Origin of the sequence: Paenalicyclobacillus cellulosilyticus, from assembly GCF_014647315.1 — a bacterium.
Lineage (GTDB): Bacteria > Bacillota > Bacilli > Alicyclobacillales > Alicyclobacillaceae > Alicyclobacillus_J > Alicyclobacillus_J cellulosilyticus.
This window is the reverse complement of the sequence record NZ_BMOY01000003.1, coordinates 92,599-117,368: the sequence shown is the minus strand read 5'-3', so window position 1 is coordinate 117,368 and position 24,770 is coordinate 92,599. Positions and strand designations below refer to the sequence as shown.

The following is a 24,770-nucleotide window of genomic DNA, read 5'->3' as shown; positions in this document are numbered from 1 at the left end:
CCGGGAGCGGCACGCGGCCTGACGCCGCCAGCGCCGCGAGCAAGGCTGCCTGCCGCGGCGCGCGCGGTTGGCGAGCCGCGGCAGCCTGCTTGAGCGAGGGCCGTTCGGCCGCCGCCACGAGCCAGGCGACCAGCTTGTCCTGGACGCGATCGCGCGCGTGGACCTCCTCCTTCACCCAGCCGTGGTAGACGAGGCGTTCGAGGGCGATGGCCGCCTCCGGCCCGAACTGGGCTATGATCTGCTGGAACGAACGCGGAGAGGCCGCCAACGCCTGCCAAATGCGCCAGGCGAGCGCGTCCGTACCGCCGTCCGCCAAAGGTGCGCCGGGATCTGCCGGCGCGGCCGCGGCCACGTACCGTCGCACCGGATCGACCCGGAAGGCGGCGGGTACCACCGCGTGGATGGCCGCGGCCCGCGTGCACACGTACCGCTCGCACATCCAGGCGGTCAGCGCCAGCAACTCCTCGTCGAGCAACGGGGCTTCGTCGAGCACGGCCGCAAGCGGTTTGAGGCGGGCGCCGGCCGCCGTTTCGGCCTCGCGCACACCGAGGACAAAACCTTGGCAGTACCGCCCGGCAAACGGGACAAACACCCGATGGCCCGGAAGCACGCGCCCGACCAGCGGTTCAGGGATCTGGTATGTGAACGCCCGGTCCACGTCGCGGGCGCGGATGTCGACCATCACATCAGCGACCCACACCGCCATGGCCTCCGTCACGACAGCTTGGTCCGGCGCAACTCCGCCACCTTGTCGAGAATGCGGTCCGCCACGTCCCGCTTGTCCATGCACGGCAGCGGCGTTTCGCCCTCCGCATCGACCAGGGTGACGACGTTGGTGTCGGCGCCGAACCCGGCCCCCTCGGCGGTGATGTCGTTCGCCACGACCAGGTCCAGGTGTTTGCGGCGGAGCTTTTCCCGCGCGGATGCCACGGGATCACCCGTTTCGGCTGCGAATCCGACCAACACCTGATCCGGCCGCCGCTTGTCCCCCATCGCCGCCAGGATGTCCGGCGTCGGTTCCAAGCGCAACTCGGGGACGCCGTCCTGTTTTTTCCATTTGCGATCGAGCCGAACCGCCGGGCGGAAGTCCGCCGGCGCAGCGGCGCTGATGAAGATGTCGGCCTGGGGGAACGCCGCCTCCACCGCCCGCAACATCTCCTCCGTGGACCGGACGCGCACCACCTCGACGCCGGCCGGCGGCTCGAGGGCGACCGGTCCGGAGACGAGCACCACCTCGGCGCCGCGGCCGGCCGCCGCTTGGGCGATGGCGTATCCCATCTTGCCGCTCGATCCGTTGCTCAAAAACCGGACCGGGTCGATGTCCTCCACGGTCGGCCCGGCGGTCACGAGCACGCGGCACCCCGCGAAGTCGTGACGGCGTGCCAGGACCGCTCCGACGACGTCGGCGATGTCCTCCGGTTCGGCCAGCCGGCCGCGGCCGGTGTAGCCGCACGCCAACGGGCCGCTGCCGGGATCGACGAGGATCACCCCGCGCTGGCGGAGAATGCGCAGGTTCTCCTGCACCGCCGGGTGCGCCAACATATGGACGTTCATCGCCGGGGCGACGACCACCGGCGCCGTCACCGCGAGCGCGGTGGTCGTCACCATGTCATCCGCGATCCCGTGCGCCAGTTTGCCGATGACGTTGGCCGTCGCGGGTGCGATGACGAACACGTCCGCACGGTCCGCAATCGCGATGTGGGCAATCTCCCCGGGGTTCGGTTCGGCGAACGTGTCGACGACGACAGGGTGCTTGGACAGGGCTTGGAACGTCAACGGCTGGACAAACCGTGTGGCGTGCTGCGTCATCAACACCTGGACCTCATAGCCGCGCTGCGTGAGCAGGCTGCACAACGCCGCCGACTTGTACGCCGCGATGCCGCCCGTCACCGCGAGCACGACGAACCCTTGCATGTTGATTCCTCCCCTGCCGCCGGCCCGCCCGTCGGCGGGCCGCTTCCTCGCCGTACATCCCATGCGCCTGCAATAGAAAGGCGAAAGCAGAACAACCCGCGGTTGTCCTGCTCCGGCCTGCCGTGCGTGTCACTTGATGCCTTCACGCGTGCGGACGTATTTGATCTTGCCTTCTTCTATCTCCCACAGCGCCCGGCTCACGTTGCGCGTCGTCGATGAACCGGGCTGATGGGCTGTCCGCTCTTGCAATTGGCGGGCGCGCTTGGCCGCCAGCACCACCAACGTGTACTTGCTGTCCACTTTTTCCATCAGGCTGTCGATGGACGGCTCCAGCATCGTCGCCTTCCTCCCTCGCATCCGGTCGGCCTCACCACTCGTCGAGCAGGTGCATGTTGCGCGACACGCTGCAGTGCTCCGCCGCCACGATGGCGGCGATGCGGTCGCACGCCCGCTCGACGACGTCGTTGACCACCACATAATCGTATTCGCGCATCATCGCCAGCTCTTGGCGGGCGGCGCCAAACCGGGCCCGGTACGACGCTTCCGTCTCCGTCCCGCGGCCCAGGATGCGGGCTTGAAGCTCCGTGGCGCTCGGCGGGATGAGGAAGATGAACACCCCGTCCGGGAACCTCTGCTTGACCTGCATCGCCCCCTGGATGTCGATCTCGAGCAACACGTCCTCGCCCGCAGCGAGCTTCTCTTCCACGAAATCCCGCGGCGTCCCGTAATAGTTATCGAAGACCTTCGCCCACTCCAACAGTTTAGACGAGCGGATCATCTCTTCAAACGCCTCTTTGCTCCGGAAGAAGTAGTTGACGCCTTCCTTCTCTCCCGGACGGGGCGGGCGGGTCGTCACCGAGATCGACAGGTTGAGCCCCAGTCCGCGCTCCATCAACGCCTTGCACACCGTGCCCTTGCCTGCGCCGGACGGACCGCTCAACACGAACAGGATACCAGGCCGGGTCGCCATGCGGGCGTCATTCCTCGTCGTCGACCAACGCTTGGTCTTTGGCGGTCAAGCGATGCGCCACCGTCTCAGGCTGGACCGCCGAGAGGATGACGTGATCGCTGTCCATGATGATGACCGCCCGGGTCCGCCGGCCGTAGGTGGCGTCAATGCACATCCCGCGCTCGCGCGACTCTTGGATGATCCGTTTGATGGGCGCTGACTCGGGACTCACGATGGAAATGATGCGGTTCGCGGACACGATGTTCCCGAACCCGATGTTGATGAGCTTGATGGACATTTCCTGCTTCCCCCCACACGTGGCTGGCGGATTGGCGCACAGCCGTTGCGCAGCGAGCCGACCGAAAAGCGGGCTGTTCACTCGAGGTTCTGCGCCTGCTCCCGCATCTGCTCGACGATGACCTTTCCGTCGACCACCAACCGGCTGATGGCTGCGTCTGTCGACTTGGCGCCGATGGTGTTGAGTTCCCGTTGCATCTCCTGCACGATGAAATCCAGGCGGCGCCCGACCGGCCCGTCACCAGCCAGCGCCGCCGCCAACTCGGCCAAATGGCTCTGCAGGCGGACGACCTCTTCGTCGATGGCTCCCCGGTCGGCGTACAGCACGACCTCCTGCCACAACCTCGCCTCGTCGACGTCCAAACCGGCCGCAGCCAAGCGCTCGCGCAAACGTTGACGCAGCCGCTCGGGGACGCCGTCCGCGGCGGCACGCAGCGCTTGGACCGTCTCGGCGAGGGCAGCCGCTTTCGCGCGCAGGTCCGCGCACAGACGCTCCCCTTCGCGGGCCCGCGCCTGCACCGCCTTGTCGGCCGCAGCGGCGACCGCGTGCAACAGGGCGCCGCGCACTTCGTCCGGCGGCACCGTCCGCGCCGCGACCTGCAAGACGCCGGGGTATTGCAGCCATGCCCGCACGCCTTCCGGCGCCATCCCGCTCGAAGCCAAACGCGAAACGGCCTTTGCTTCCAACCGGCAGAGCGAAGCGAGCAAGTCCCAATCCACCCGGGCGCGCCCTTCGGCGTCCGCCGGCTCCACAGCGATGTACACATCCACGCGACCGCGCGCCATCCTCGCCTGTACCAGCTTGCGGACATCCTCTTCTAAGGAAATCCACTCCCTCGGCAGGCGGACGGCGACCTCGAGAAAACGGTGATTCACCGTGCGGACCTCGGCGCTCACCCGCATCCCGGCGCCTTCCGCCACGGCTTGTCCATACCCGGTCATGCTGCAGCAAGCCATCGAATGCCCCCTTGAACGTGACACTATTCTACTCCAGACAACCGGTTGAGACAAGTTATCTTCTCCGCACGTTCAAAACGGGCTTGTTTTCGCTTGCGGACGCAGGCATCCGCCCGCGTCCGCGGTGAAAGGACAGGGAGTGCTCAGCGCGACCAAGTGAGTGCACGCGCGCCGAGCTTCGGGCGCAGGGCCTTGCGGCCGGCGCGGCGGGCAGAGAGCGTGAAGGTCGGCAGGGCTGCCGCGCCGAGCGCCACCAGCCATTCGACGCTTGTGGGTCGCACCGTGCCGAACACCTTGGCGATGGGCGGCACGTAGATGGTGAGCAAGAACAGCGCGAGCGAGGAGGCGACCGCCAAGATGAGCCAACGGTTTTCAAACAGGTTGCGTTTGAAGATCCCGCCGTGGACGCTGCGGCAGTCGAACACCAGGATGAACTGGGCCAGGGTCAAGGTGATGTACGCCAACGTCTGGGCGCGCGCAAGGCTGCCGGATTGGACGCGCAGCGACCAGATGAACACCCCGAGGGTGACGAGCCCGATGAGCACGCCGCGGCTGAGGATCTTGACGCCGAGCCCTTGCGCGAAGATGCCTTCGTCCACCCTGCGCGGAGGTCGGTTCATGATGTCGGCTTCCGCCGGATCGACCCCGAGGGCGATGGCAGGCAATCCGTCCGTGACCAGGTTGACCCACAGGATTTGAATCGGCAACAACGGCAGCGGCAACCCGGCGAGCATCGCCGCGAACATCGTGAGGATTTCGCCGACGTTGCTTGCGAGCAGGTAGCGGATGAACTTCTTAATGTTGTCGTAGATGCCGCGTCCCTCCTCGACGGCCGCGACGATGGTGGCAAAGTTGTCGTCGGCCAGGATGAGCGCGGAGGCCTCCTTCGCCACATCGGTGCCGCTTTTGCCCATCGCGATCCCGATGTCCGCTTGCTTGATGGCCGGGGCGTCGTTCACTCCGTCACCTGTCATCGCCACCACCTCGCCCCGGGCCTGCAGCGCCTTGACGATGCGCAGCTTGTGCTCCGGCGACACCCGCGCAAACACGTACACACGGTCAATCCGTTCCTCAAGCTCCTCGTCGCGCATGTCGTCGAGCTCCTGCCCGCTGACCACCAGCCCGTCTTCAGGGAGGATGTGCAGTTGCCTGGCGATGGCGGTCGCCGTCTCCTGATGGTCGCCGGTGATCATCACCGTGCGGATGCCTGCTTGATGGCAGCGGGCAATGGCGTCGTACACCTCTTCCCGCGGCGGGTCCATCATCCCCGCCAGCCCGACGAACACCAGGTCATCCTCTGGATTCCGGTGCGCTTTCGCCGCTTCGACGCTCTTGAACCGGCGGTACGCGAAACCGAGGTTGCGCAGCGCGGCTGCAGCCATTTGTTGGTTGGCCGCCGCCACCTGGCGGCGCAGGTGGTTCGACATCGGCTCCTCCCGCCCGTCCGTCAAGATGAACTTCGAACGGGCCAACAACACGTCGGGCGCCCCTTTCGTGAACAGGTACACTTCGTCGCCCGCCTGCACCAACACCGACATCAGCTTGCGCTCCGAATCAAACGGGATCTCGTCGATCCGCCGGTACGGCCCGTCCCCTTCCTGCCATCCGGCTTTGCGCGCCATGACCAAGAGCGCGCCTTCGGTCGGGTCACCCTGCACCTCCCAGGCAGGCCCCCCGTCCGCGCCGGATGTCTCCACCAGCTGCGCGTTGTTGCACACCTGCGCAATCTCGACGAGCCGCCGCAGGACCGGCCGCCGCAGCGGTTGAATCGGGTGGTCGTCGATGACGAATTCCCCCACCGGGTTGTATCCGGATCCGGATACCCGGTACCACTGGCCGTCCGCCCACACGCGCTGCACCGTCATCCGGTTTTGCGTCAAGGTGCCCGTCTTGTCCGAACAGATGACCGTCGCGCAACCCAGGGTCTCCACCGAAGGCAGCTTGCGGACAATCGCGTTGCGCTTGATCATGCGCTGCACACCGAGGGCGAGGGCGATGGTCACGATGGCGGGCAGCCCTTCCGGGATGGCCGCCACCGCCAGGCTCACGCCGGCCAGAAACATCTGGTACACGTCCTGGCCGTGCAGAACCCCGGTGATGACCACCAGTACCGTGATGGCGAGCGCCACCCAGACAAGCACCCTGCCGAGCTGGTCGAGCCGGCGCTGCAGCGGCGTGAGCATCTCCTCCGACTGCTGCATCAACCCGGCAATCTTGCCCATTTCGGTGTTCATCCCGGTCTCGGTGACGACCATCTCCGCCTTGCCGCGCGTCGCCATTGTCCCCATGTACACCATGTTGCGGCGGTCGCCGAGACTGGCGACGGGATCGACGTAGAGATTCGCCTGTTTGTGCACCGGCAACGACTCGCCGGTCAGCGCCGACTCCTCCACGTCGAACCCGTGCGTCACCAGGAGCCGGCCGTCCGCAGGGATGCGGTCTCCGCCTTCCAGGATGACGATGTCCCCCGGCACCAGGTCGCGCGCCGGGACCACTTCCACCCGCCCGGCCCGCCGCACCTTCGCCGTCGGTGCGGTGAGCTCCTTCAAAGCGGCCAGCGACCGCTCCGCCCGCACCTCCTGCAGAAAACCGAGGATGCCGTTGAGCAGGATGATGGCGAGGATGGTCACCGCATCGGTGTACTCCTGGAGCAGCCCGGAGATGAGGGTCGCCGCGATGAGCACCAGGATCATAAAGTCCCGGAACTGATTGAAGAAGACAGTGAGCAGCGACAGCTTCTCGCCCTCCATCAATTGATTGCTGCCGTACCGTCTGCGGCGCGCCTCCGCCTCCTCCGGGGTCAGGCCTTCCGGCGTGGTCGAAAGCAACGCGAGACAGTCTTGGGCAGCCAGCGAATGCCAGTTTTTCTCCACTGGAGCCACTCCCCCGCTACAGAGGCCGGACGTGCGGCCGGGCCTCCGTTCTTGTCCGTAATGTCTATGCCTTGTTTGGACAGATGATGCGACGGGGATGGTGCGTTGATCCGCGCGCGCGCCGCCCGTATACTCAGTTCGTCAGCGCCAAGGCGCGTGCCGTCCGCGCGAGAGGGGGAGAAACCATGGACGCGTTCGCCGTCGCCGCGCTTTGCCGCGAGTGGCAGGCGCGATTTCAGCGCGCCCGCATCGACAGGATTCATCAACCGTCCGATCGCGACGTCGTGCTCACCGTCCGCACCCGCGACGGCACCGCGCGGCTTCTGTTGTCGGCCCATCGCCAATACCCGCGCGCCCACGCATTGGCCCGCACCCGACTCGTCAATCCGGAAGAGCCGCCGATGTTCTGTATGCGGCTGCGCAAGCACCTGGAGGGCGGGCGCATCCTCGCCGTCCGGCAACAAGGATTCGACCGCGTCCTCGAGGTATGGGCGGAACACCTGGATGACGTGGGAGATGTGGAACACACCGTGCTGATTTTGGAAATCATGGGCAAGCACAGCAACCTCATCCTCTGCCGCGCCGACACGTCCGGCCGACCGGTGCAGGTCATCGACAGCATCGTCCACGTCACCCCGGAGATGAGCCGTGTCCGCCCCGTGCTTCCGGGTATGCCGTATGTACCGCCGCCCGCGCAGGCAAAAACGATGTGGAACGAGGTGTCGGCATCCCATCTGGCGAGGCTCAACTTGGCCTCCCTCGCGCCCAAAGCGCAAGCGCGGGCGATGTGCAGTTTGGTCCTCGGGCTTGGGCCCGTGACCGCCGCGGAGGTCATCTTCCGCGCCAGCCGGATGGATGCGCCCGTCTTTGCGCCCGCCGCCGCGGAGACGCCGACCGCCGCGGAGACGCCGCCCGCCGCTCCACCCATGCCCCCGGCCGCCCTTGCCGGCGTGCCGACGCCGGAGAACCTGCTCGCCGCCCTGCGCGAAGTGTGCCAAGCGGCGCTCGACGGCCGGGAAGGGCCGCACCTGGGGCTCGACGAACTCAGCCGGCCCGTGGCCGCCGCACCACACCAACTGAGGCACACGGCTTCCCACATGCCGACCGCTTCTTTATCCGAGGCACTGGAGCAACTGTACACGGAGGTGACGACCCGGGCCGCGTCCGCCCAGGCGGCTTCCGAACTCATCCGCGTGGTGGAGGAGCGGATCGACAAACTGCGCGGGAAAGCCGCCAGCCTGCGCGAGGAACTGGCCGCCAGCCAGCAGCATGAAACGTGGCGGATCAAGGGCGAGCTGTTGACCGCCTTCGCCGCCCAGGTCCAGAAGGGCATGCGCGCGGTCGAATTGCCCAACTACTACGACGAAGGACAGCCCTTGCTGGTGGAGCTCGACCCTGCGCTCGGCGCCATTGAGAACGCCCAGCGTTATTTCAAGGAAGCGAGCCGGCACAAGCGGGCCATCCCGGCCCTGACCGAACAACTCCAACAGGTGGAGGCGGACATCGCGTATCTGGAAGGGGTGTTGGTCCACCTGCGCGACGCGGACGCGTCGATTGTGGCCCAGATTCGCCAGGAGTTGGAGGACCAAGGGTTTGTGCGCACGCGGCGCAGCCAACGGGTGCAGCGGAACGAACGGGAATCCGACAAGCCGGACCAGTACATCAGCTCGGATGGCTTCGTGATCCGCGTCGGACGCAACAACCGCCAGAACGACCGCCTGACCCTGCGCTCCAGCCAGCCCCACGACGTCTGGCTTCACGTCAAGGATCAGCCGGGATCGCACGTGGTCATCGAGACCAGGCGCCAAGAGGTGCCCCAGCGCACACTGGAGGAAGCCGCGCTTTTGGCCGCATATTTCAGCAAGGCGCGTGATTCCGCGAACGTCCCGGTCGACTACACCCTCGTCAAGCACGTGTGGAAGCCCCATGGTGCCCGGCCGGGCCATGTGTTGTACGAGCACCACCGGACGCTCTACGTGACGCCCGACCGGCGATTGCTGGCACCCTTGTTCGATACGCGCCGTGACGGCCGCACGCCTTAGCCGCACGCTTTAGGCGTGCGGCCGCTCTGCCGGGCGCGGCGGAGGCGGCCCGTCAGCCGGCCAGCCGTCGAACAAGCGGATGCGGTCGTCCGGTGCGAGCGGCGCCGGGCCGGTTGTCCGCAGGCACGGATCCATCCCCCAGATGTGGCAGACCGTCTCCGCCAGGTCGGAGCGCCCCAGGTGCCTGGCCAACATGACGGCGTACGCTTGACCCGTGCGGCGCACCGCATCCTCGGCCACAGCATCCGCCCACCACACCGCCCAGCGGGCGGCATCCCGCATCGACGCAGTGGCCATGAACGCCTTCCACAGCTCGAAATACCCGCAGAGCGCCTCTCGCACCAAGTCATCCTGCATACGAGCGAGTGAGTGCGGGACGTCGGCCACCATGAGGAAGCCGTCGAGCAGCGACGGCGTGAATCCAGACAACGCGCGCAGGGTGTTCTCGCCGATGGACAGGATGACCTCCCAGGTGCGTACGCAGAACGACTGGCCGCGCTCGCCCGCCTGCGCCGCTTGGGCAGCCAGGCGGTAGAGCTGTTCAGCCACCCGTTCCACGTAAAAGCCTTGGCCTTCCGCAAGCAGGTGGCTGAACACCAAGTGGCGGTACGCCTTGATGACAAGTTCCGCGGCAGGCCATGCGCCGGCCGCGATGCATTGGTGACCCTCCGCATACAGCGCGCCCAACACCGCGTACAATACGCCTGACTCGCGCTCCTTGACCGCCACGCCGACCATCTCCACCCACTGGTTCACCAGGTGCTGGTGGACGTGGAGCAACGGATCGGACCGGCGGTCGGGCAAAGGCAGACGGCTCGCCAACTGCAACATCGCTTCGACGCAACGCACTCCGGTCACAGAGTCGCTGGCCGCAGCGGCGCGCTTGCCGATGTCGCAGATTTGGTCGATGCTCGCCAGCGCGCTCTCCCACTCACCGCGCGCGAACGCCGACGCATACTCGCGCAGAATGAGTTCGATGATCCGCTCCGGCTTGAGGAGTTTGACCACGGCGTACATGTAGATAAGCAGGCTGATGAAGCAGATGACGACCAACACCAGGTCGGCGCTCATTTTCAGACGCAGCGGGCTTGGCATCGGATCAGGGTACGGATCGCGGATCTTGGCCATCAGGAAGAAGCTGTGCATGATGGTGACGAGGTAGAACGAGAACAACGATGCGTTGTACGGCAAGCGGACGAAAAAGTCGAGCACGCGGTGGGTGTAGTTGCTGGCGGTGAGCTGGATGGCGACGAGAATGATGGAGATGCACAACGCCAGGATGGTCGAGAGCGACGAGACGATGGTGTTGAGGTAGTTGCGCGCGGTCTCCGTGTCGCCGAAGAACACGCTCGGCGGCCGGAGGAAGACGACGAGCATCACCACGGCAGAAAACAACAGATGGAACAGCCACGACGAGGTGACCGCCGCTGCGCGGTGCCGAAAGCCATCCCACCGCAACGTCAACGCCATCCCTCCTCGGACCTGGGCCAAGGGCAAGACGAGCCCACCTGTACTTTCCATCCTGTCCGAACTGGTATATGATGAAACACAACCACGACGCGGCAAAGGAGGCCGACCACGATTGAGCGCTTCCGATCAACAAGTGCTTGTGAACAAACGGTTGCTGCAAGGGGCAAACATGCCTGCGGCAGGTGCAAAGATTTTGGAACATACGCAGGAGGCCGTCCACCAGGCGTTGCGCAAGCTCGGGTATCCGGACGAGGTGTACGAACTGTTGAAGGAACCCATCCGCGTCCTCACCGTCCGCATCCCGGTCAAAATGGACGACGGACACGTGGAAGTCTTCACGGGGTACCGGGCCCAGCACAACGACGCGATAGGTCCCACCAAAGGAGGCATCCGCTTTCATCCGGACGTCACGCTGGAAGAGGTCAAAGCGCTCTCCATTTGGATGAGCCTCAAGTGCGGCATCTTCAACCTGCCTTACGGCGGCGCGAAGGGAGGCATCGTCTGTGACCCGCGGAAGATGTCGCTCGGCGAACAGGAGCGGTTGGCCCGCGGCTATGTGCGTGCCGTGAGCCAGATTGTCGGCCCGACGAAGGACATCCCGGCCCCCGACGTCTACACCAACGCCCAGATCATGGCCTGGATGTACGATGAGTACAGCCGCATCCGGGAATACGACTCGCCAGGGTTCATCACCGGCAAGCCCGTTGTCCTCGGCGGGTCCAAAGGGCGCGAGCGCGCCACCGCGCTCGGCGTGTGCATCGCGGCCCGGGAGGCCGTCCGGCAGTTGGGGCGCGAACTGAAAGATTGCCGCGTCCTCATCCAAGGATTTGGCAACGTCGGCAGCAACGTCGCCTCCATCCTGCACGATATGGGCGTCAAGGTGGTCGGTGTCAGCGACGCGGGCGGCGGCCTGTACGACGAACGCGGACTCGACATCCCGCGCCTGCTCGAACAGCGCGACTCGTTCGGTATGGTCACCCCGCACTTCCGCGATGTGATGCCGAACGAGCAATTTTTGCTCCAACCCTGTGACGTGTTGATCCCCGCTGCGCTGGAGAACCAGATCACCGCGGACAACGCGGAGCAGATCCAGGCGTCCGTGCTGGTCGAAGCGGCCAACGGCCCGACCACGCCGGAAGCCGACACCATCCTGGAGCGCCGCGGGGTATTGGTGGTACCGGACGTCTTGGCGAACGCGGGCGGTGTCACCGTGTCGTATTTCGAGTGGGTGCAGAATCTGCAGGGATGGTATTGGACAGAGGAAGAAGTGAACCGCCGCCTGGAGGCATGGATGGTCCAGTCGCTGCAGACCATTTTCCACACGGCGAAGACGTACCACGTCGGTCTCCGGCTCGCGGCGTACATGGTGGGCATCCGGCCGTTTGCGGAAGCGATGCGTTGGCGCGGCTGGGTATAGGACCCGGGGTTGACGCCAGGCGACGGCCAGGGGTGTGAACCCAGGCCGTCCGCTGTGCCGGACGGCACAGAAAAATGCAAATTGCGACCGCAAATCTCTGGTGCACACGGGCGAGACACGCTATCATAGGAAACGGTGGAGGGCAGAATCTCGTCGCCGCAAAGGAAGGGGGCAGCCCGGGAGATGGACGCACATTCCAATCCACCATCCCAATACACGCCCTGGCGTCTGACGCCGGAAGACCTGGACGAAACGCGGCTCACGCGCCGTCAGTTCCTGACGTACGTCCTCGGCGGTACCGGCGCGTTCATGGGCACGCTCATCGCAGCGCCGCTCATCGTCGCCGCGTTCGATCCCATTCACCGCAGCGCGGGCCAGCAGTTTTTCAAAACCACCCTCAAGCCGTCCGACTTCAACGACAAGCTGCCGACCCACGTGCGGTTTACCCAGCACATCGACGACGGCTGGAACTCGCACGACGTACCCAACGACGTCTACGTCATCATTTATCAGAAAAAATTGATGATCATGTCCCACACCTGTACCCACTTGGGCTGTCACGTCAACGGATCGGAGGTCAACGGCAAGTCGGTCGCGCCCAAGTACAACAACGGCCAGGACTGGTTTCAGTGCCCGTGCCACAACAGCCTGTACAACATCTACGGTGTCCCGACGCCGACGTCGCCGGCCCCCCGTCCGCTCGACCTCTACACCTACCGCATCGAGCCGGACGGCACCATTTCCATCGGGCCGTCCTTCCAACGGACAAAGGAGAATTGGGATTACAATCCCAACCCGGAGATTTGAGCGCACGGTTCACGCCAACGCAGGGAACGGAAACGGCCAAGCCAGCAAACAAGGCAGCACAACCTCGAAAAGACCGCAACCGCCGGCTCTGGCCGTCCATGCGCACGGCGCGGAGGATGTCCGCGCCGTGTTCAGGTTTCCGGAATGCGGTAATGTGCAGGGTCTTGTCGCCACACCCGCAGCGCCGCCATGTCTGCTTCCGCCACCATGCCCAGGGCACGCGCTTGGGCGATGAGTGCGTCGTAATGAACCAACCGGTAGAGGGGAACCTGCGCGCCGGTCAACGCTGCCGCGGCTTGCGGGAAATCGTACGAATAAATGGCCAACACCGCCAAGACGTTTGCCCCTTGCCCGCGCAACGCGGCGACCGCGCGGAGGACCGATTGGCCCGTCGACACCGTGTCCTCCACGACGACCACCCGGTCTCCCGCCCGCACCCTGCCTTCGACCTGCTTTTGTTTGCCGTGGTCCTTGGCGCTGCTGCGCACATAAGCCCCCGCAATCCCCAATCGGTCGGCCAATACGGCCGCGTGCGGGATGCCGGCGGTCGCGGTGCCGGCGATGACGTCGACACCCGGGTACTCCCTGCGGACGATGGCCAGAAACGCGTCCGCCACCAGGTTGCGCAAGACAGGATAAGCGAGGATCATGCGATTGTCGCAGTACATGGGCGCAAGCCAACCGGACGACCAGGTGAACGGTTCCCGCGGGCGGATCTCCACGGCACCGACTTGGAGCAGTCCGCGCGCCAACGCCACCGCCACCTCCGGCGGCCCGCTGTAAAAACCCGTCATCTCGTCACGCATCCCCATCTTCCTCTCATCCCGTGTCCGGCTCAAACGAACCCTTGCTTGACGAGCCCTCTTGCGCCGCGGTCCGGCTTGTGTGCGCCGCGGTCATCTCATCCCATATGGCGAGCAGCGCCGCGACCGGATCGGCCGCACGCGTCACAGCCCGGCCGAGCACCAGGCGCGTGGCCCCGAGCGACACCGCCTCCCCCGGCGTGGCCGCACGCGCTTGATCATCGCGGGCAACCCCAGGGGGACGAATACCGGGCACCACGAACTCAAAACCTGCGGGCATATGACCGGTGAGGCGCGGCACATCGTGCGCGGACGCCACCACACCGTCGCATCCCGTCTCGGCGGCCATCCGCGCCAAGCGGACGGCCGTTTCTTCCGGCGCAGACCAGCCCAATTCCGTGCATGCGGCCGCGTCGAGGCTTGTCAACACCGTCACCGCGATGAGCAGCGGGCGATCCGGCAGCACAGCGACCGCCTCGCAGGCCGCGGCGAGCGCCTTGCGTCCGGCGGACGCATGCACGTTGACCATCTCCACGCCGAGGGGAGCCAGGACCTTGAGCGCGCGCGCGACGGTGGTGGGGATGTCGTGCAGCTTCAGGTCGAGGAATACCCGCTTGCCCAGGGAGACAAGGCGGGTCAGGAACCGCGGCCCTTCCGCGTAAAACAGCTCCATCCCCACCTTATAACCCGTCACGCCCGGACCCAGGCGGCGGACCCACGCCAAAGCCGCTCGCCCGTCCGGTACGTCGAGCGCCACGTAACTGTGCCGCCGCGCCCAATCGTAGCGCGGATGGGTGAGCAGCGCCGCGTCTTTTTCCATCAACGCACCCTCACCTTGCCCGCCGCCACCCGGACATCTTGATACCCGCCGAGCGGCGCGGTCTGGAACCGGATGGTGGAGAGCACCTCCAACACCGACCGCGCCGTGTCGAGGGAGGTAAGGCACGGGACCCCGTGCTCCACCGCCGTGCGCCGGATACGGAAACCGTCCCGCGCCGGCTGCTGCCCTTTCGTCAGCGTATTGATGACCAGTTGAATGCGCCCTTCGCGAATGTCGTCCGCCAGGTTCGGCGTCCCCTGTGCCAGCTTGTTCACCACCGTCACGTCGAGCCCCTTTTCACGCAGGAAACGGGCCGTGCCTTCCGTGGCGGCGATGCGGAAGCCAAGGTCCGCAAACCCGCGCAGAATGGGCCACGCCTCCTCCTTATCTTTATCCGCGATGGTGGCGAGCACCGTGCCGTGCGTCGGGATGGCCATGCCGGCCGCGAGCAGGCCTTTGTACAACGCCTTCTCGAGTGTTCGCTCGCTGCCCATCACCTCACCGGTCGACTTCATCTCCGGGCCGAGCGTAATGTCCACCTGGCGCAGCTTGGCGAACGAGAACACCGGCACCTTGACCGACACGAACGGCTGCTCCGGCACCAGGCCGTTCGGATAACCGAGATCGGCCAAGCGCCGGCCAAGCACCGCCTGCATGCCAAGCTCCACCATCGGCACGCCGGTGACCTTGGAGAGGAACGGCACCGTGCGTGACGAGCGCGGGTTCACCTCGATGACGTACACGTCGTCACCATGGACCACGAATTGGATGTTGACCAGCCCGCGCACACGGAGGGCCCGCGCCAGGCGGGTGGTATAATCGACCAGCTTCTCCTTCACCTGGTCGGAGACCGACTGCGTGGGATAGACCGCGATGGAATCGCCGGAGTGGACGCCCGCGCGCTCGATGTGCTCCATGATGCCCGGGATGACGACCGTCTCCCCGTCGGATATGGCGTCGACCTCCAGTTCGATGCCCTGCACGTAACGGTCAATCAACACCGGATGGCGCTGGGAGACCGTCACCGCTTCCTCCATGTAGCGTTGCAGTTCGTCATCCGATTCGATGATCTGCATCGCCCGGCCGCCCAACACATACGACGGGCGCACCAGGACCGGATAGCCGAGTCGGTGCGCAGCCGCGAACGCGGCTTCGACGGAAGTCACCGTGCAGCCTTCCGGACGGCGGATGTCGAGCTTGGCCAACAGGGCGTCGAACCGCTCACGGTCTTCCGCCCGGTCGATGTCCTCCATCGCCGTACCCAGGATGCGCACGCCCGCCTTGTGCAGCGGTTCGGCCAGGTTGATGGCCGTCTGGCCGCCGAACTGGACGATGACCCCTTCCGGCTGTTCGCGCTCGATGACGTTCAACACGTCTTCCGGGTAGAGCGGCTCGAAGTACAACCGGTTCGCGGTATCGAAGTCGGTGGATACGGTCTCCGGGTTGTTGTTGATGATGATGGCTTCAAAGCCGGCGCGGCGGATGGCCCACACCGCGTGCACCGAACAGTAGTCGAACTCAATCCCCTGTCCGATGCGGATGGGTCCCGAGCCGAGGACGACGATCTTTTTCCCATCACTTTCCATAACCTCGTCCTCTTCGTCGTACGTGCTGTAATAGTACGGCGTCGCCGCCTCGAACTCGCCCGCGCACGTATCGACCATCTTGTAGACCGGTCTCACCCCGGACGCCAGGCGCCATGCGCGCACATCACGTTCCTCGACACCCCAGATGCGGGCGATGACCGCATCCGGATAGCCCATGCGCTTCGCTTCGACGAACACCGGACAGGCGGATGCCGGCTCGCCTTGCACGAACATCGCGCGGACCGCCGGCTCCGCCAGCCTCGCTTCCATGTCGACGATCCGCCGCACCTTGCGCAGGAACCAGCGGTCAATCCGCGTCAGCTCGTACAGGCGATCCACGCTCCAGCCGCGGCGCAGCGCCTCCGCCACGATGAACAGCCGCTCGTCGTCCGGCTCGCGCAACCGGCGCGCCAGCTCCTCGTCTGCCAAGGTGCGGGCTTTGCCCAACATCAGCGAGTCGACACCGGATTCCAGCGAACGCACCGCCTTCATGAGCGACTCTTCGAAACTGCGGCCGATGGCCATCACTTCGCCGGTCGCCTTCATCTGCGTGCCGAGGCGACGGTTCGCGCTCTGGAACTTGTCGAACGGCCAGCGTGGGATCTTCGTCACCACATAGTCGAGCGCCGGCTCAAAGCACGCGTACGTCTCGCCCGTCACCGGGTTTTTGATCTCGTCCAACCGGTAACCCGCCGCAATCTTCGCCGCCACCTTGGCGATAGGGTAACCGGTCGCTTTCGACGCCAGCGCGCTCGAACGGCTGACGCGCGGGTTGACTTCAATCACGTAGTACTGCTCGCTGTACGGGTCGAGGGCGAACTGCACGTTGCACCCGCCCTCGATACCGAGCGCGCGCACAATCTTGATGCTCGCGCTGCGCAGCATCTGGTACTCCGTGTCGGTGAGCGTCTGGCTCGGCGCCACGACGATGCTGTCCCCGGTGTGTACGCCGACCGGATCGACGTTCTCCATGTTGCAGACGATGATGCAGTTGTCCGCCCCGTCGCGGATGACCTCGTATTCAATCTCCTTGAAACCGGCGATGCTCTTCTCCACCAACACCTGGTGGATGGGCGACATCAGCAGGCCTTGCTCGACAATCTCCTCGTACTCCTCCCAGTTGTGGGCGATCCCGCCGCCCGTGCCGCCCAGGGTGTACGCCGGCCGAATGATGATGGGAAAGCCAATCCGCTCCGCGAACGCCTTGGCCTGCGCGTAGTCGGTCACCGTCTCGCTCTCCGGCACCGGCTGGCCCAGCTCGTGCATCAGACGGCGGAACTCCTCCCGGTCTTCCGCCTTGCGGATGGCGGAGAGCGGCGTGCCGAGCAATTGCACGCCGCACTCGGCGAGCACGCCCATTTCGTCGAGCTGAACCGCCATGTTGAGGCCCGTCTGTCCGCCGAGCGTCGCCACCAGGCCATCCGGGCGCTCCTTGCGCACAATCTGGGCGACGAATTCCGGGTGCAGCGGTTCGATATACACCTTGTCCGCCATGTCCGGGTCCGTCATGATGGTCGCAGGGTTGGAGTTCACGAGCACAACCTCGAAGCCCTCTTCGCGCAGCGCCCGGCACGCCTGGGTCCCCGCGTAGTCAAACTCGGCCGCCTGGCCGATGACGATGGGCCCCGACCCGATGACCATGATCTTCTTGATGTCAGTTCGTTTCGGCATGGGGCACCCAACTCCCTTCCCGCACACGGTCCATCATGTCCATGAATTGGTCGAACAGGTCGTCCGAGTCATCGGGACCCGGTCGTGCCTCCGGATGGTACTGCACGCAGAACACCGGATGTTTGGTGTGGACCAAACCCTCGATGGTGCCGTCGTTTTGGTTGATGTGGCTGACCACCAGGTCCGTGCCGCGAAGCGAATCCGGGCTCACCACGTAGCCGTGGTTCTGGGACGTGATGGCAATCCTCCCCGTCCGCAGGTCCTTGACCGGATGGTTGACCCCGCGATGGCCGAACCGCATCTTCTCCGTGCGCGCCCCACAGGCCAGCGCGATGAGCTGCAGGCCGAGGCAGATGCCGAAGATAGGCACGCGCCCGATGAGTTCCCGTACCGTCTCCACCGCGTACCAGGCGTCCATCGGATCGCCCGGACCGTTGCTGAGCATCACCCCGTGCGGCTGCCAGCGCAGGATTTCCTCCGCCTTTGTCCGGGCCGGGACGACAATCACGTCACACCGGCGGGCCAAGAGCGAGCGCAGGACGCCCGCCTTCATGCCGAAGTCCATCGCCACCACGCGCCGGCCCTCGCCCGGGCAGCGGTAGATCGCAGGCGGCGTCACCTGGTCAATCTGGTCGGTCGGCAACGGCGCCGCAAGCTTTTCCATCAAGGCGGAAAGCGGCGTGTCGAGCGTGGTGAGGATGCCCTTCATCGTGCCGCGGCTGCGGATGGTCTTGGTGAGCTTTCGGGTGTCCACCCCGGCGATCCCGATGATGCCATGCTGCTTCAGGTACGCCTCGATGTTCCCCGTCGCCTTGAAATGGCTCGGTTCCGGCGAAAACTCGCGCACGACAAAGCCTTTCACGTAAGGCCGGCGCGATTCGACGTCATCCACGTTGACGCCGTAGTTGCCGATGAGCGGGTACGTCATCGTGACAATCTGACCGCAATAGGACGGATCGGTCAAGATCTCCTGGTATCCGGTCATGCCGGTGTTGAACACGACTTCACCGAACGACTCGCCGGTGGCGCCAAAGCCGACGCCGGTATACACATCCCCGTTCTCCAACACCAGCCGGGCCACGGGACGTCGTGAATGGCTGTCAAACATGCGGCTCGCCCCTTTCGTCGAAGATCACGCGGCCTTGGGCGACCGTGAGGACCGGCCAGCCGCAAACGGGCCAACCCGCAAACGGCGTGTTGCGGCCCTTGGATCGAAACGCCTCCGGGCGGATGACCCGCTCCTCGCCGAGGCGCACCGCCACCAGGTCGGCCGGTCCGCCCGGCCGGATGACGCCCCCCGCCAAGCCGAACGCCTGCGCCGGGCGCGTGGACATCCGCCGCACCAACTCGGCCAGGCGCAAGCGCCCTGCGGCCACGAAGTGGGTATACAGCAGCGGGAAGGCGATCTCGATGCCCACCATGCCAAACGGCGCCTCGGCGATGGGCTTTTGCTTCTCCTCTGCCGTGTGCGGGGCGTGATCGGTCGCGATCATATCGAGCGTGCCGTCGAGGAATCCCGCCACGCATGCCTGGCGATCGCGCTCACTGCGCAGCGGCGGATTCACCTTGTACACCGCATCGTCCGCGGTGATGGCGTCGTCCGCCAACAGCAGGTGGTGCGGCGCCACTTCCGCCGTGATGCGCACGCCGCGCTGCTTCGCCCAGCGAATGAGGTCGACCGACTGGGCCGTGCTCACATGGCAGACGTGCAGATGGGCACCCGTCTGCTCCGCAAGCAGGATGTCGCGGGCGATCATCGCCGCCTCCGCCTCGGGCGGGATCTCGGGCAATCCGAGCCGCCGCGCCGCGCCGGCATGGAGCACGCCGCCACCCGCGATGGTCTCATCCTCCGCGTGGACGGCGACCGGCAACCCCGCCGCCGCGGCCTGCGCGAGGGCCCGCCGCATCAGCCCGCCGTCCTGCACGCCTTTGCCGTCGTCCGAGAGCGCCACCGCACCCGCCGCCTTGAGCGCCGCCGCATCGGTGAGTTCTTTGCCGGCCTGTCCCTTCGTGATGCAGGCGATGGGCCACACGCGCGCCGCCCCGGCGGCCTTTGCCTGGCGCAACACGTAGCGCACCCGCTCCGGGTCATCGATGGGCGGCTTGGTGTTCGGCATACAGGCAATCTGCGTAAAACCGCCGGCCGCCGCCGCCGCTGCCCCGGAGGCGATGGTCTCCTTTGCTTCAAATCCCGGTTCGCGCAGGTGGACGTGGACGTCGATGAGCCCGGGCAAGAGCACCTCGCCCGCGAGCCGGATGACCCGGTCTGCTTCCGGCAGGTCTCGTCCGACCGCCAGGACCTCACCCGATGCATCATCCACGAGCACGCTCGCCTCCGCCAAATTCTCGTCCACCAAATCGAGCAGCCGGCCTCCGTCAATCCGCAGCCTCACCGGACCACCTCCTTGAGCAGCTCCTCCAACAGCGCCATGCGGATGTATAGTCCGTTCTCCGCCTGGCGGAAGTACGCTGCGCGTTCGTCCTCATCCACTTCCATATCGATTTCGTTCACCCGTGGCAGAGGGTGCAGGATGCGCGCCCCCGGCTGCAGGAGCGACAGGTGCTCCGGCCGGATGACGTATGCCGACGCCTCTTGGACCTCATCCAGCGACCGGACGCGTTCCGTCTGAATCCGCGTCTGGTAGATGGCGTCAGACCGGCGCAGCGCGGCAGCCATGTCCCGTTCGCGCGCCATCTTCAGGCCGCGCTCGCGCAGCCATGCCTCCAGGTCTGCGGGCAGGGCGAGCGAATCGGGGTGGACCAACGTCACGTCGATGTCGCGGAAATACGTCAACATCTTGAGCAGGGAGTGCACGGTGCGCCCGTACTTCAGGTCGCCCATGATGCAGACCCGCAACCCGTCGATGCGGCCCAGTTCCCGCCAGAGGGTGTAGACGTCGAGCAACGCCTGCGTCGGGTGCTCCCCCGCCCCCGCCCCGGCGTTGACGATGGGCACCGGGCTTTTGCCAGCCGCCCGCACCATCTCCTGCTCGTCGTGGTGACGGATGACGATGGCGTCGGCATAGCACCCGACGACGCGGAACGTGTCCTCGAGCCGCTCCCCTTTCTTCGCCGAGGTGTTTTCCCGGGCGTTTTCCGCTGCCAGCACCCGGCCGCCGAGCTTGGCCACCGCCGCTTCGAACGAGAGCCGGGTGCGCGTGCTCGGCTCGTAAAACAAAGTGGCCACCACGGCCCCGCGCAGACGCACGGCCAGTTCAGGGCGTGACAGGCGGCGCAGGTGCTCCGCCCGCTCGATGAGGTAGAGAACCTCTTCGCGCGTGAAATCGTCGGTCGACAGCACGTGGTGCACGTCACATCCCCCTTTGCCGGCGGCGCAAGATCCACACGCCGTCTTCCGCGTCGGTCTCCACGAAGCACACCGCGATGGACTCGTCGCGGGACGTCGGCACGTTTTTGCCCACAAAATCCGGCCGGATGGGCAGCTCCCGGTGGCCCCTGTCGATGAGCACCGCCAGTTGCACCATGCGCGCCCGCCCGCTTGCCATCACCGCGTCGAGGGCGGCGCGGACCGTGCGTCCCGTGAAGAGGACGTCGTCGACGAGGACCACCGTCCGCTCCCGCACATCCAATCCGGGCACAGGCAAGCGTTCCACCCGCGCGACATCCAGGTCATCCCGGTAGGGCCTCGCATCCAGGCTGAACACCGGCGGCCGCTCGCCTTCAATCTGCTGCAACCGCTCCGCCATCCGCGCTGCAAGCACGGCCCCGCGCGTCTTGATTCCCACCAACACCACGCCCGTCAAGCCCTTGTTGCGCTCGAGGACCTCGTGTGCCATGCGGGTGATGGACCGGCGCATGCCTTCCGCGTCCATGATCTGCGCCTGTGCGTACCGCCTCCGCTCCGACACCCGAATCCCCCCTCGTCATGGGTGGCACGCGGTCAAGGTGGCACCTTGTTGCCACCTTGACCCCAGGGTGGCACATAAAAAGGCTGCCGCGTGAGCGGCAGCCGTCGTCGCCCTATGCCGGCACGGCACGATAAACCGTCCGCAACCGGCACGGCAGCTCTGCATTCCGACTCCTTACCAATCTCACGGGACTGGTTTAAAGGCTGTGCAGGTTTCCTTTACTCTAACAGGGTTGCACCCAACTCGTCAAGCAAGCCCTGCAAATCAGCGGGCAGAGGAGCGGCAAAGCGCAACCACGCGCCCGTGCGCGGGTGGACAAAACCCAGCGTCCGCGCGTGCAGCGCCTGGCCCTGGATGGCCGGGTGCGGGCGGCCGTAGACCGGATCGCCCACCAACGGATGGCCGATGTACGCCAGGTGCACGCGGATCTGATGCGTGCGGCCCGTCTCGAGCCGAAGGTCAAGGTGGGTATGGCGCGGCAGGCGCTCCCGCACCGTGAAGTGGGTGACGGCCCGCTTCCCGTGGGCCACCACCGCCATGCGCTGGCGGTGATGCGGGTCCCTGCCGATGGGCGCATCGATGGTCCCTGTGTCGGGTCCCACGCGCCCGACCACCACCGCCGTGTACGCCCGTTCCACCGTGTGCGCCGCCAGTTGCCGCGTCAGCCCGTAGTACGCCGCGTCCGTCTTGGCGAACATCACGAGCCCGGATGTATCCTTGTCAATCCGGTGCACCACCCCGGGCCGGAGGCTGCCTCCGAGCGGTGAGAGCGGACACCCGCGCGCGAGGAGCGCGTTGACCACCGTGCCGCGCAGATGGCCCGCGCCTGGGTGGACCACCAAGCCGCGCGGTTTGTTGACGACCACCACGTCGTCGTCCTCGTACACCACATCGAGCGGGATATCATCCGGGACGAGGACAATCGGTTCGGGCGGCGGCACCGCCACCTGGTACGAATCTCCGGGGATCACCGGATTGGACGGCTTGAGTCTTTCCCGCCCCTTGACGTACCCGGCGCGGATCCATTGTTGCACCTGGCTGCGGGAGACGTCGAAATCCAGTTCTGCCAAGGCTTCCGTCAGCCACTTGTCGAGCCGCGTCCCCGCGTCCTCCGGTCCGACGGTCAGGTACGCCGCAACCCCGCCGGCGGGCGTGCCTTCCATCGGGATGGACGTGGTCACCTGCGGTCCGCCTCCGTCCGCCGCGAGAAACCATCCCGGCGCAGGCTGGCGAGGACCAGCAAGCCCACGCCCACGTCGATGGCCACGTCGGCCAGGTTGAAGACAGGGAAGTGGATGGCGCGCACGTACACGTAGTCAATTACGTTTCCCCAGACGACGCGGTCCGTCATGTTGCCGACGGCGCCACCGAGCAAGCACCCCAACGCGAACCGGGACCACGCGGACGGGCGCAGCCTGCGCTCCAAGGTGACCGCCGCGGCAAGGACGAGCACAGCCACCGTGATGAACAGCCAGCGCGCGTCCGGCAGGATGCCGAACGCGCCGCCCGGATTCTGTATGTAATCTATCTCCAATACCCCTGGCCAGACGGAGATTGGCTGACCCGCGGGCAGGTGCGTGCGCACCCACCATTTGACGCCAAGGTCCGCCAAGTAGACGGCCAGCGCCACCACGTACATCATGCCCATTCCTCCCCGCCGCCAGCATACCACACCCGCCGCGTCCTTCGCCAACCGGCATGTGCCGTGCCAGAGCGGGCGCGCATATGCTGCAGCGAATCCCTTCGTGGCGACCCATGACCGCCACCCATCGCCTGCCGCGAAGCGCATCGCCTGCGCATCGACGAAGCGGATGGGACCTGGCGGGCGAACACCTGCTCCATAGGATATGCAGACGGAAGGAGGCGTCGCCGTGACGGACGGACGCACGAAGAACCGGATTGCCCAGCTCATCTCACCGCCGTGGGGATCGCGGCGGCCGAAACCCCGCTTTGCCGGGATCACGATGGTGATGGACAAGGGGCTTGGTTCCCACGCGCTCGAGGACCTGCTCACGACCGCGGGGCCGTACATCGACTATCTCAAACTCGCCTTTGGCAGCAGTTGTCTGTACCCTGCGGAGTCGTTGCAGCGCAAGCTCGACCTGTGCCACCGGTACGCGGTGCGCACGTGTACAGGCGGCACGCTGGCCGAAATCGCCATTGCGCAAGGGAAGTTCGAACGGATGGTCGACACGTGTCTGCGCCTTGGTTTCACGGCCATCGAGGTGTCCGACGGAACACTGCCCGTAACCCCGCCGGAACGCCGGCGCGCCATCCGCTACGTGGCTGAGCGCGCCGTGGCCATCAGCGAGGTGGGCAAGAAGCTGGCGGCGTTTCCTGCTCCGGCCGACGTGGTGCAGCAGGTACTGGCCGACCTGGAGGCAGGCGCTTCGTACGTGGTCATCGAAGGCCGGGAAACCGGCGAAAACGTGGGCATATACGGAGCAACCGGCGAGATCGCCGAAGACGTGCTCGACGCATGGCTGGCGAGGTTGCCGCGTGAGGTCTGGCCGCGGATCATTTGGGAGGCGCCCAAAAAATCGCAGCAGGTCCGGTTGTTGGAGCGGTTCGGCTGCGATGTCAACCTCGGGAACATTCCGCCGGCCGACGTGTTGGCGCTCGAGTCACTTCGCCAAGGTTTGCGCGGCGATACGCTTGTCTTTGCTTTCCCGTCAGCCGGCCGCCTGCACCCATTCTCTCCGGACGGCCGGCGTCAGGAAAAAGGATACCCCGGTTCATCGTCCAGCCCTTCGCTTTCATAGTCAAACCGCCGTTCGTTGAACCGCGCCACCGCCTGCCAAGCGTCCTCGCCGTCAAACGCCGCGGCATCCCGGCGATCCAGGTCGGTACGCCCAAAGCCGGGCCATAAGAAGGACTCTTCCACCGGCCGTTGTGCATCCGGGCGCTGCGCCTCTTCCGCCTGCTTGCAAACGACGCACAGCGTCGCCGCCGGATAGGCCTCGAGCCGCTCGGCAGGGATGGCCTGGCCGCACGCGGCACACCGCCCGTACGAACCATCCTCGATGGCGGCGAGGGCCCGCTCAATTTCTTGCAGCACCAGTTTATCCCGGTCGCGCAAGGCCAGGTCTTTGCTGCGCTCGAACAGCTCATCGCCGATGTCCGCCGGATGGTTGTCGTACAGGGAAAGCTCGCCGAGCTGGTCCTGCATCGAATCATTCAACCCGTATTGTCCCGACCGTTCGAGCCGGCCGCGGATGGCATCTCTTTGAGCGGCGAGCCGCCGGCGCTGTGCTTCCCAGGGTGCCAATCCCGCTCCCTCCCTTCGTGACCACCG

The 24,770-nt window shown here is 66.0% G+C and carries 22 protein-coding genes; 4 read left to right on the top strand and 18 right to left on the bottom strand.

What is annotated here, in order from left to right; genetic code table 11:
- The 7 genes from IEX97_RS01985 to IEX97_RS01955 form a co-directional block, all read right to left on the bottom strand.
- A partial coding sequence (locus IEX97_RS01985; RefSeq protein ID WP_479684754.1) for a primosomal protein N' family DNA-binding protein occupies positions 1-700 on the bottom strand: 700 nt, incomplete at its 3' end.
- A gap of 14 nt (positions 701-714) precedes the next feature.
- Positions 715-1,914 (bottom strand): bifunctional phosphopantothenoylcysteine decarboxylase/phosphopantothenate--cysteine ligase CoaBC, encoded by a 1,200-nt coding sequence (gene coaBC, locus IEX97_RS01980; RefSeq protein ID WP_188880826.1) that lies wholly within the window; start codon positions 1,912-1,914, stop codon positions 715-717.
- Positions 1,915-2,043: 129 nt separating this feature from the next.
- The gene (rpoZ, locus tag IEX97_RS01975) at positions 2,044-2,250 is read right to left on the bottom strand and encodes a DNA-directed RNA polymerase subunit omega (protein WP_188880845.1); all 207 of its coding nucleotides are present in this window, start codon (positions 2,248-2,250) and stop codon (positions 2,044-2,046) included.
- A 31-nt stretch (positions 2,251-2,281) separates the two neighbouring features.
- Complete coding sequence (gene gmk / locus IEX97_RS01970; RefSeq protein WP_188880825.1) at positions 2,282-2,884, bottom strand: guanylate kinase; 603 nt, start codon at positions 2,882-2,884, stop codon at positions 2,282-2,284.
- Positions 2,885-2,891: 7 nt separating this feature from the next.
- Complete coding sequence (gene remA / locus IEX97_RS01965; protein WP_188880823.1) at positions 2,892-3,161, bottom strand: extracellular matrix/biofilm regulator RemA; 270 nt, start codon at positions 3,159-3,161, stop codon at positions 2,892-2,894.
- A 77-nt stretch (positions 3,162-3,238) separates the two neighbouring features.
- Positions 3,239-4,117 (bottom strand): YicC/YloC family endoribonuclease, encoded by an 879-nt coding sequence (locus tag IEX97_RS01960; protein ID WP_188880822.1) that lies wholly within the window; start codon positions 4,115-4,117, stop codon positions 3,239-3,241.
- Between the two features lie 143 nt (positions 4,118-4,260).
- The gene (locus IEX97_RS01955) at positions 4,261-6,990 is read right to left on the bottom strand and encodes a calcium-translocating P-type ATPase, SERCA-type (RefSeq protein WP_188880821.1); all 2,730 of its coding nucleotides are present in this window, start codon (positions 6,988-6,990) and stop codon (positions 4,261-4,263) included.
- A gap of 185 nt (positions 6,991-7,175) precedes the next feature.
- Here IEX97_RS01955 and IEX97_RS01950 point away from each other — a divergent pair, with 185 nt between their 5' ends.
- Positions 7,176-9,032, top strand: a complete 1,857-nt coding sequence (locus IEX97_RS01950; RefSeq protein WP_188880820.1) for an Rqc2 family fibronectin-binding protein — start codon at positions 7,176-7,178, stop codon at positions 9,030-9,032.
- Positions 9,033-9,041: 9 nt separating this feature from the next.
- On the opposite strand, the gene IEX97_RS01945 is transcribed toward IEX97_RS01950, so the two are convergent.
- On the bottom strand, positions 9,042-10,496 hold the full coding sequence (locus tag IEX97_RS01945) for a DUF2254 family protein (RefSeq protein WP_188880819.1): 1,455 nt from the start codon (positions 10,494-10,496) through the stop codon (positions 9,042-9,044).
- A gap of 175 nt (positions 10,497-10,671) precedes the next feature.
- Between IEX97_RS01945 and IEX97_RS01940 the strand changes: the two genes are divergently transcribed.
- Together IEX97_RS01940 and IEX97_RS01935 are read left to right on the top strand one after the other, a co-directional pair.
- Positions 10,672-11,919, top strand: a complete 1,248-nt coding sequence (locus tag IEX97_RS01940; RefSeq protein WP_188880843.1) for a Glu/Leu/Phe/Val family dehydrogenase — start codon at positions 10,672-10,674, stop codon at positions 11,917-11,919.
- Between the two features lie 183 nt (positions 11,920-12,102).
- Positions 12,103-12,726 carry a Rieske (2Fe-2S) protein gene (locus IEX97_RS01935; RefSeq protein WP_188880818.1) on the top strand — a complete coding sequence of 208 codons (624 nt, stop codon included), beginning with the start codon at positions 12,103-12,105 and terminating at the stop codon, positions 12,724-12,726.
- 131 nt (positions 12,727-12,857) lie between these two features.
- Here the strand turns inward: IEX97_RS01935 and pyrE are convergent, their stop codons facing one another.
- The 9 genes from pyrE to lspA all read right to left on the bottom strand — a co-directional run bounded on the left by pyrE (position 12,858) and on the right by lspA (position 23,387).
- On the bottom strand, positions 12,858-13,538 hold the full coding sequence (gene pyrE / locus IEX97_RS01930; protein WP_229776236.1) for an orotate phosphoribosyltransferase: 681 nt from the start codon (positions 13,536-13,538) through the stop codon (positions 12,858-12,860).
- 7 nt (positions 13,539-13,545) lie between these two features.
- Positions 13,546-14,349 (bottom strand): orotidine-5'-phosphate decarboxylase, encoded by an 804-nt coding sequence (gene pyrF, locus IEX97_RS01925; RefSeq protein WP_188880817.1) that lies wholly within the window; start codon positions 14,347-14,349, stop codon positions 13,546-13,548.
- The gene (gene carB, locus IEX97_RS01920; RefSeq protein WP_188880816.1) at positions 14,349-17,606 is read right to left on the bottom strand and encodes a carbamoyl-phosphate synthase large subunit; all 3,258 of its coding nucleotides are present in this window, start codon (positions 17,604-17,606) and stop codon (positions 14,349-14,351) included. Before carB ends, pyrF begins: the two co-directional genes overlap by 1 nt.
- The gene (locus tag IEX97_RS01915; protein ID WP_188880814.1) at positions 17,590-18,714 is read right to left on the bottom strand and encodes a carbamoyl phosphate synthase small subunit; all 1,125 of its coding nucleotides are present in this window, start codon (positions 18,712-18,714) and stop codon (positions 17,590-17,592) included. Before IEX97_RS01915 ends, carB begins: the two co-directional genes overlap by 17 nt.
- Entirely contained in the window at positions 18,707-19,999 is a 1,293-nt protein-coding gene (locus IEX97_RS01910; protein ID WP_188880812.1) for a dihydroorotase, read from the bottom strand. Before IEX97_RS01910 ends, IEX97_RS01915 begins: the two co-directional genes overlap by 8 nt.
- Positions 19,996-20,916 carry an aspartate carbamoyltransferase gene (gene pyrB, locus IEX97_RS01905; protein ID WP_188880811.1) on the bottom strand — a complete coding sequence of 307 codons (921 nt, stop codon included), beginning with the start codon at positions 20,914-20,916 and terminating at the stop codon, positions 19,996-19,998. The genes IEX97_RS01910 and pyrB overlap by 4 nt, the downstream gene beginning before the upstream one ends.
- Before the next feature lies 1 nt (position 20,917).
- A complete protein-coding gene (gene pyrR, locus IEX97_RS01900) occupies positions 20,918-21,475 on the bottom strand; it encodes a bifunctional pyr operon transcriptional regulator/uracil phosphoribosyltransferase PyrR (RefSeq protein ID WP_268238303.1) in 558 nt (185 codons plus the stop codon).
- Between the two features lie 218 nt (positions 21,476-21,693).
- Positions 21,694-22,656 carry an RluA family pseudouridine synthase gene (locus tag IEX97_RS01895; protein WP_373289365.1) on the bottom strand — a complete coding sequence of 321 codons (963 nt, stop codon included), beginning with the start codon at positions 22,654-22,656 and terminating at the stop codon, positions 21,694-21,696.
- On the bottom strand, positions 22,653-23,387 hold the full coding sequence (gene lspA, locus IEX97_RS13480) for a signal peptidase II (protein WP_229776234.1): 735 nt from the start codon (positions 23,385-23,387) through the stop codon (positions 22,653-22,655). Before lspA ends, IEX97_RS01895 begins: the two co-directional genes overlap by 4 nt.
- Here lspA and comA point away from each other — a divergent pair.
- Positions 23,347-24,237, top strand: coding sequence for a phosphosulfolactate synthase (gene comA / locus IEX97_RS01885; RefSeq protein ID WP_229776232.1), 891 nt, complete (start codon positions 23,347-23,349; stop codon positions 24,235-24,237). The genes lspA and comA overlap by 41 nt on opposite strands.
- Here the strand turns inward: comA and IEX97_RS01880 are convergent.
- Positions 24,189-24,743, bottom strand: a complete 555-nt coding sequence (locus IEX97_RS01880; protein ID WP_188880809.1) for a TraR/DksA C4-type zinc finger protein — start codon at positions 24,741-24,743, stop codon at positions 24,189-24,191. The two genes, comA and IEX97_RS01880, sit on opposite strands and share 49 nt — an antisense overlap.
- Positions 24,744-24,770 lie beyond the last annotated feature (27 nt).

Excerpts from the sequence above, each read along its gene's own strand:
- coaBC (WP_188880826.1), bottom strand. The coding sequence starts at position 1,914 with ATGCAAGGGTTCGTCGTGCTCGCGGTGACGGGCGGCATCGCGGCGTAC.
- rpoZ (WP_188880845.1), bottom strand. The coding sequence starts at position 2,250 with ATGCTGGAGCCGTCCATCGACAGCCTGATGGAAAAAGTGGACAGCAAG.
- gmk (WP_188880825.1), bottom strand. The coding sequence starts at position 2,884 with ATGGCGACCCGGCCTGGTATCCTGTTCGTGTTGAGCGGTCCGTCCGGC.
- remA (WP_188880823.1), bottom strand. The coding sequence starts at position 3,161 with ATGTCCATCAAGCTCATCAACATCGGGTTCGGGAACATCGTGTCCGCG.
- IEX97_RS01960 (WP_188880822.1), bottom strand. The coding sequence starts at position 4,117 with ATGGCTTGCTGCAGCATGACCGGGTATGGACAAGCCGTGGCGGAAGGC.
- IEX97_RS01950 (WP_188880820.1), top strand. The coding sequence starts at position 7,176 with ATGGACGCGTTCGCCGTCGCCGCGCTTTGCCGCGAGTGGCAGGCGCGA.
- IEX97_RS01940 (WP_188880843.1), top strand. The coding sequence starts at position 10,672 with ATGCCTGCGGCAGGTGCAAAGATTTTGGAACATACGCAGGAGGCCGTC.
- IEX97_RS01935 (WP_188880818.1), top strand. The coding sequence starts at position 12,103 with ATGGACGCACATTCCAATCCACCATCCCAATACACGCCCTGGCGTCTG.
- pyrE (WP_229776236.1), bottom strand. The coding sequence starts at position 13,538 with ATGGGGATGCGTGACGAGATGACGGGTTTTTACAGCGGGCCGCCGGAG.
- pyrF (WP_188880817.1), bottom strand. The coding sequence starts at position 14,349 with ATGGAAAAAGACGCGGCGCTGCTCACCCATCCGCGCTACGATTGGGCG.
- carB (WP_188880816.1), bottom strand. The coding sequence starts at position 17,606 with ATGCCGAAACGAACTGACATCAAGAAGATCATGGTCATCGGGTCGGGG.
- IEX97_RS01915 (WP_188880814.1), bottom strand. The coding sequence starts at position 18,714 with ATGTTTGACAGCCATTCACGACGTCCCGTGGCCCGGCTGGTGTTGGAG.
- lspA (WP_229776234.1), bottom strand. The coding sequence starts at position 23,387 with ATGAGCTGGGCAATCCGGTTCTTCGTGCGTCCGTCCGTCACGGCGACG.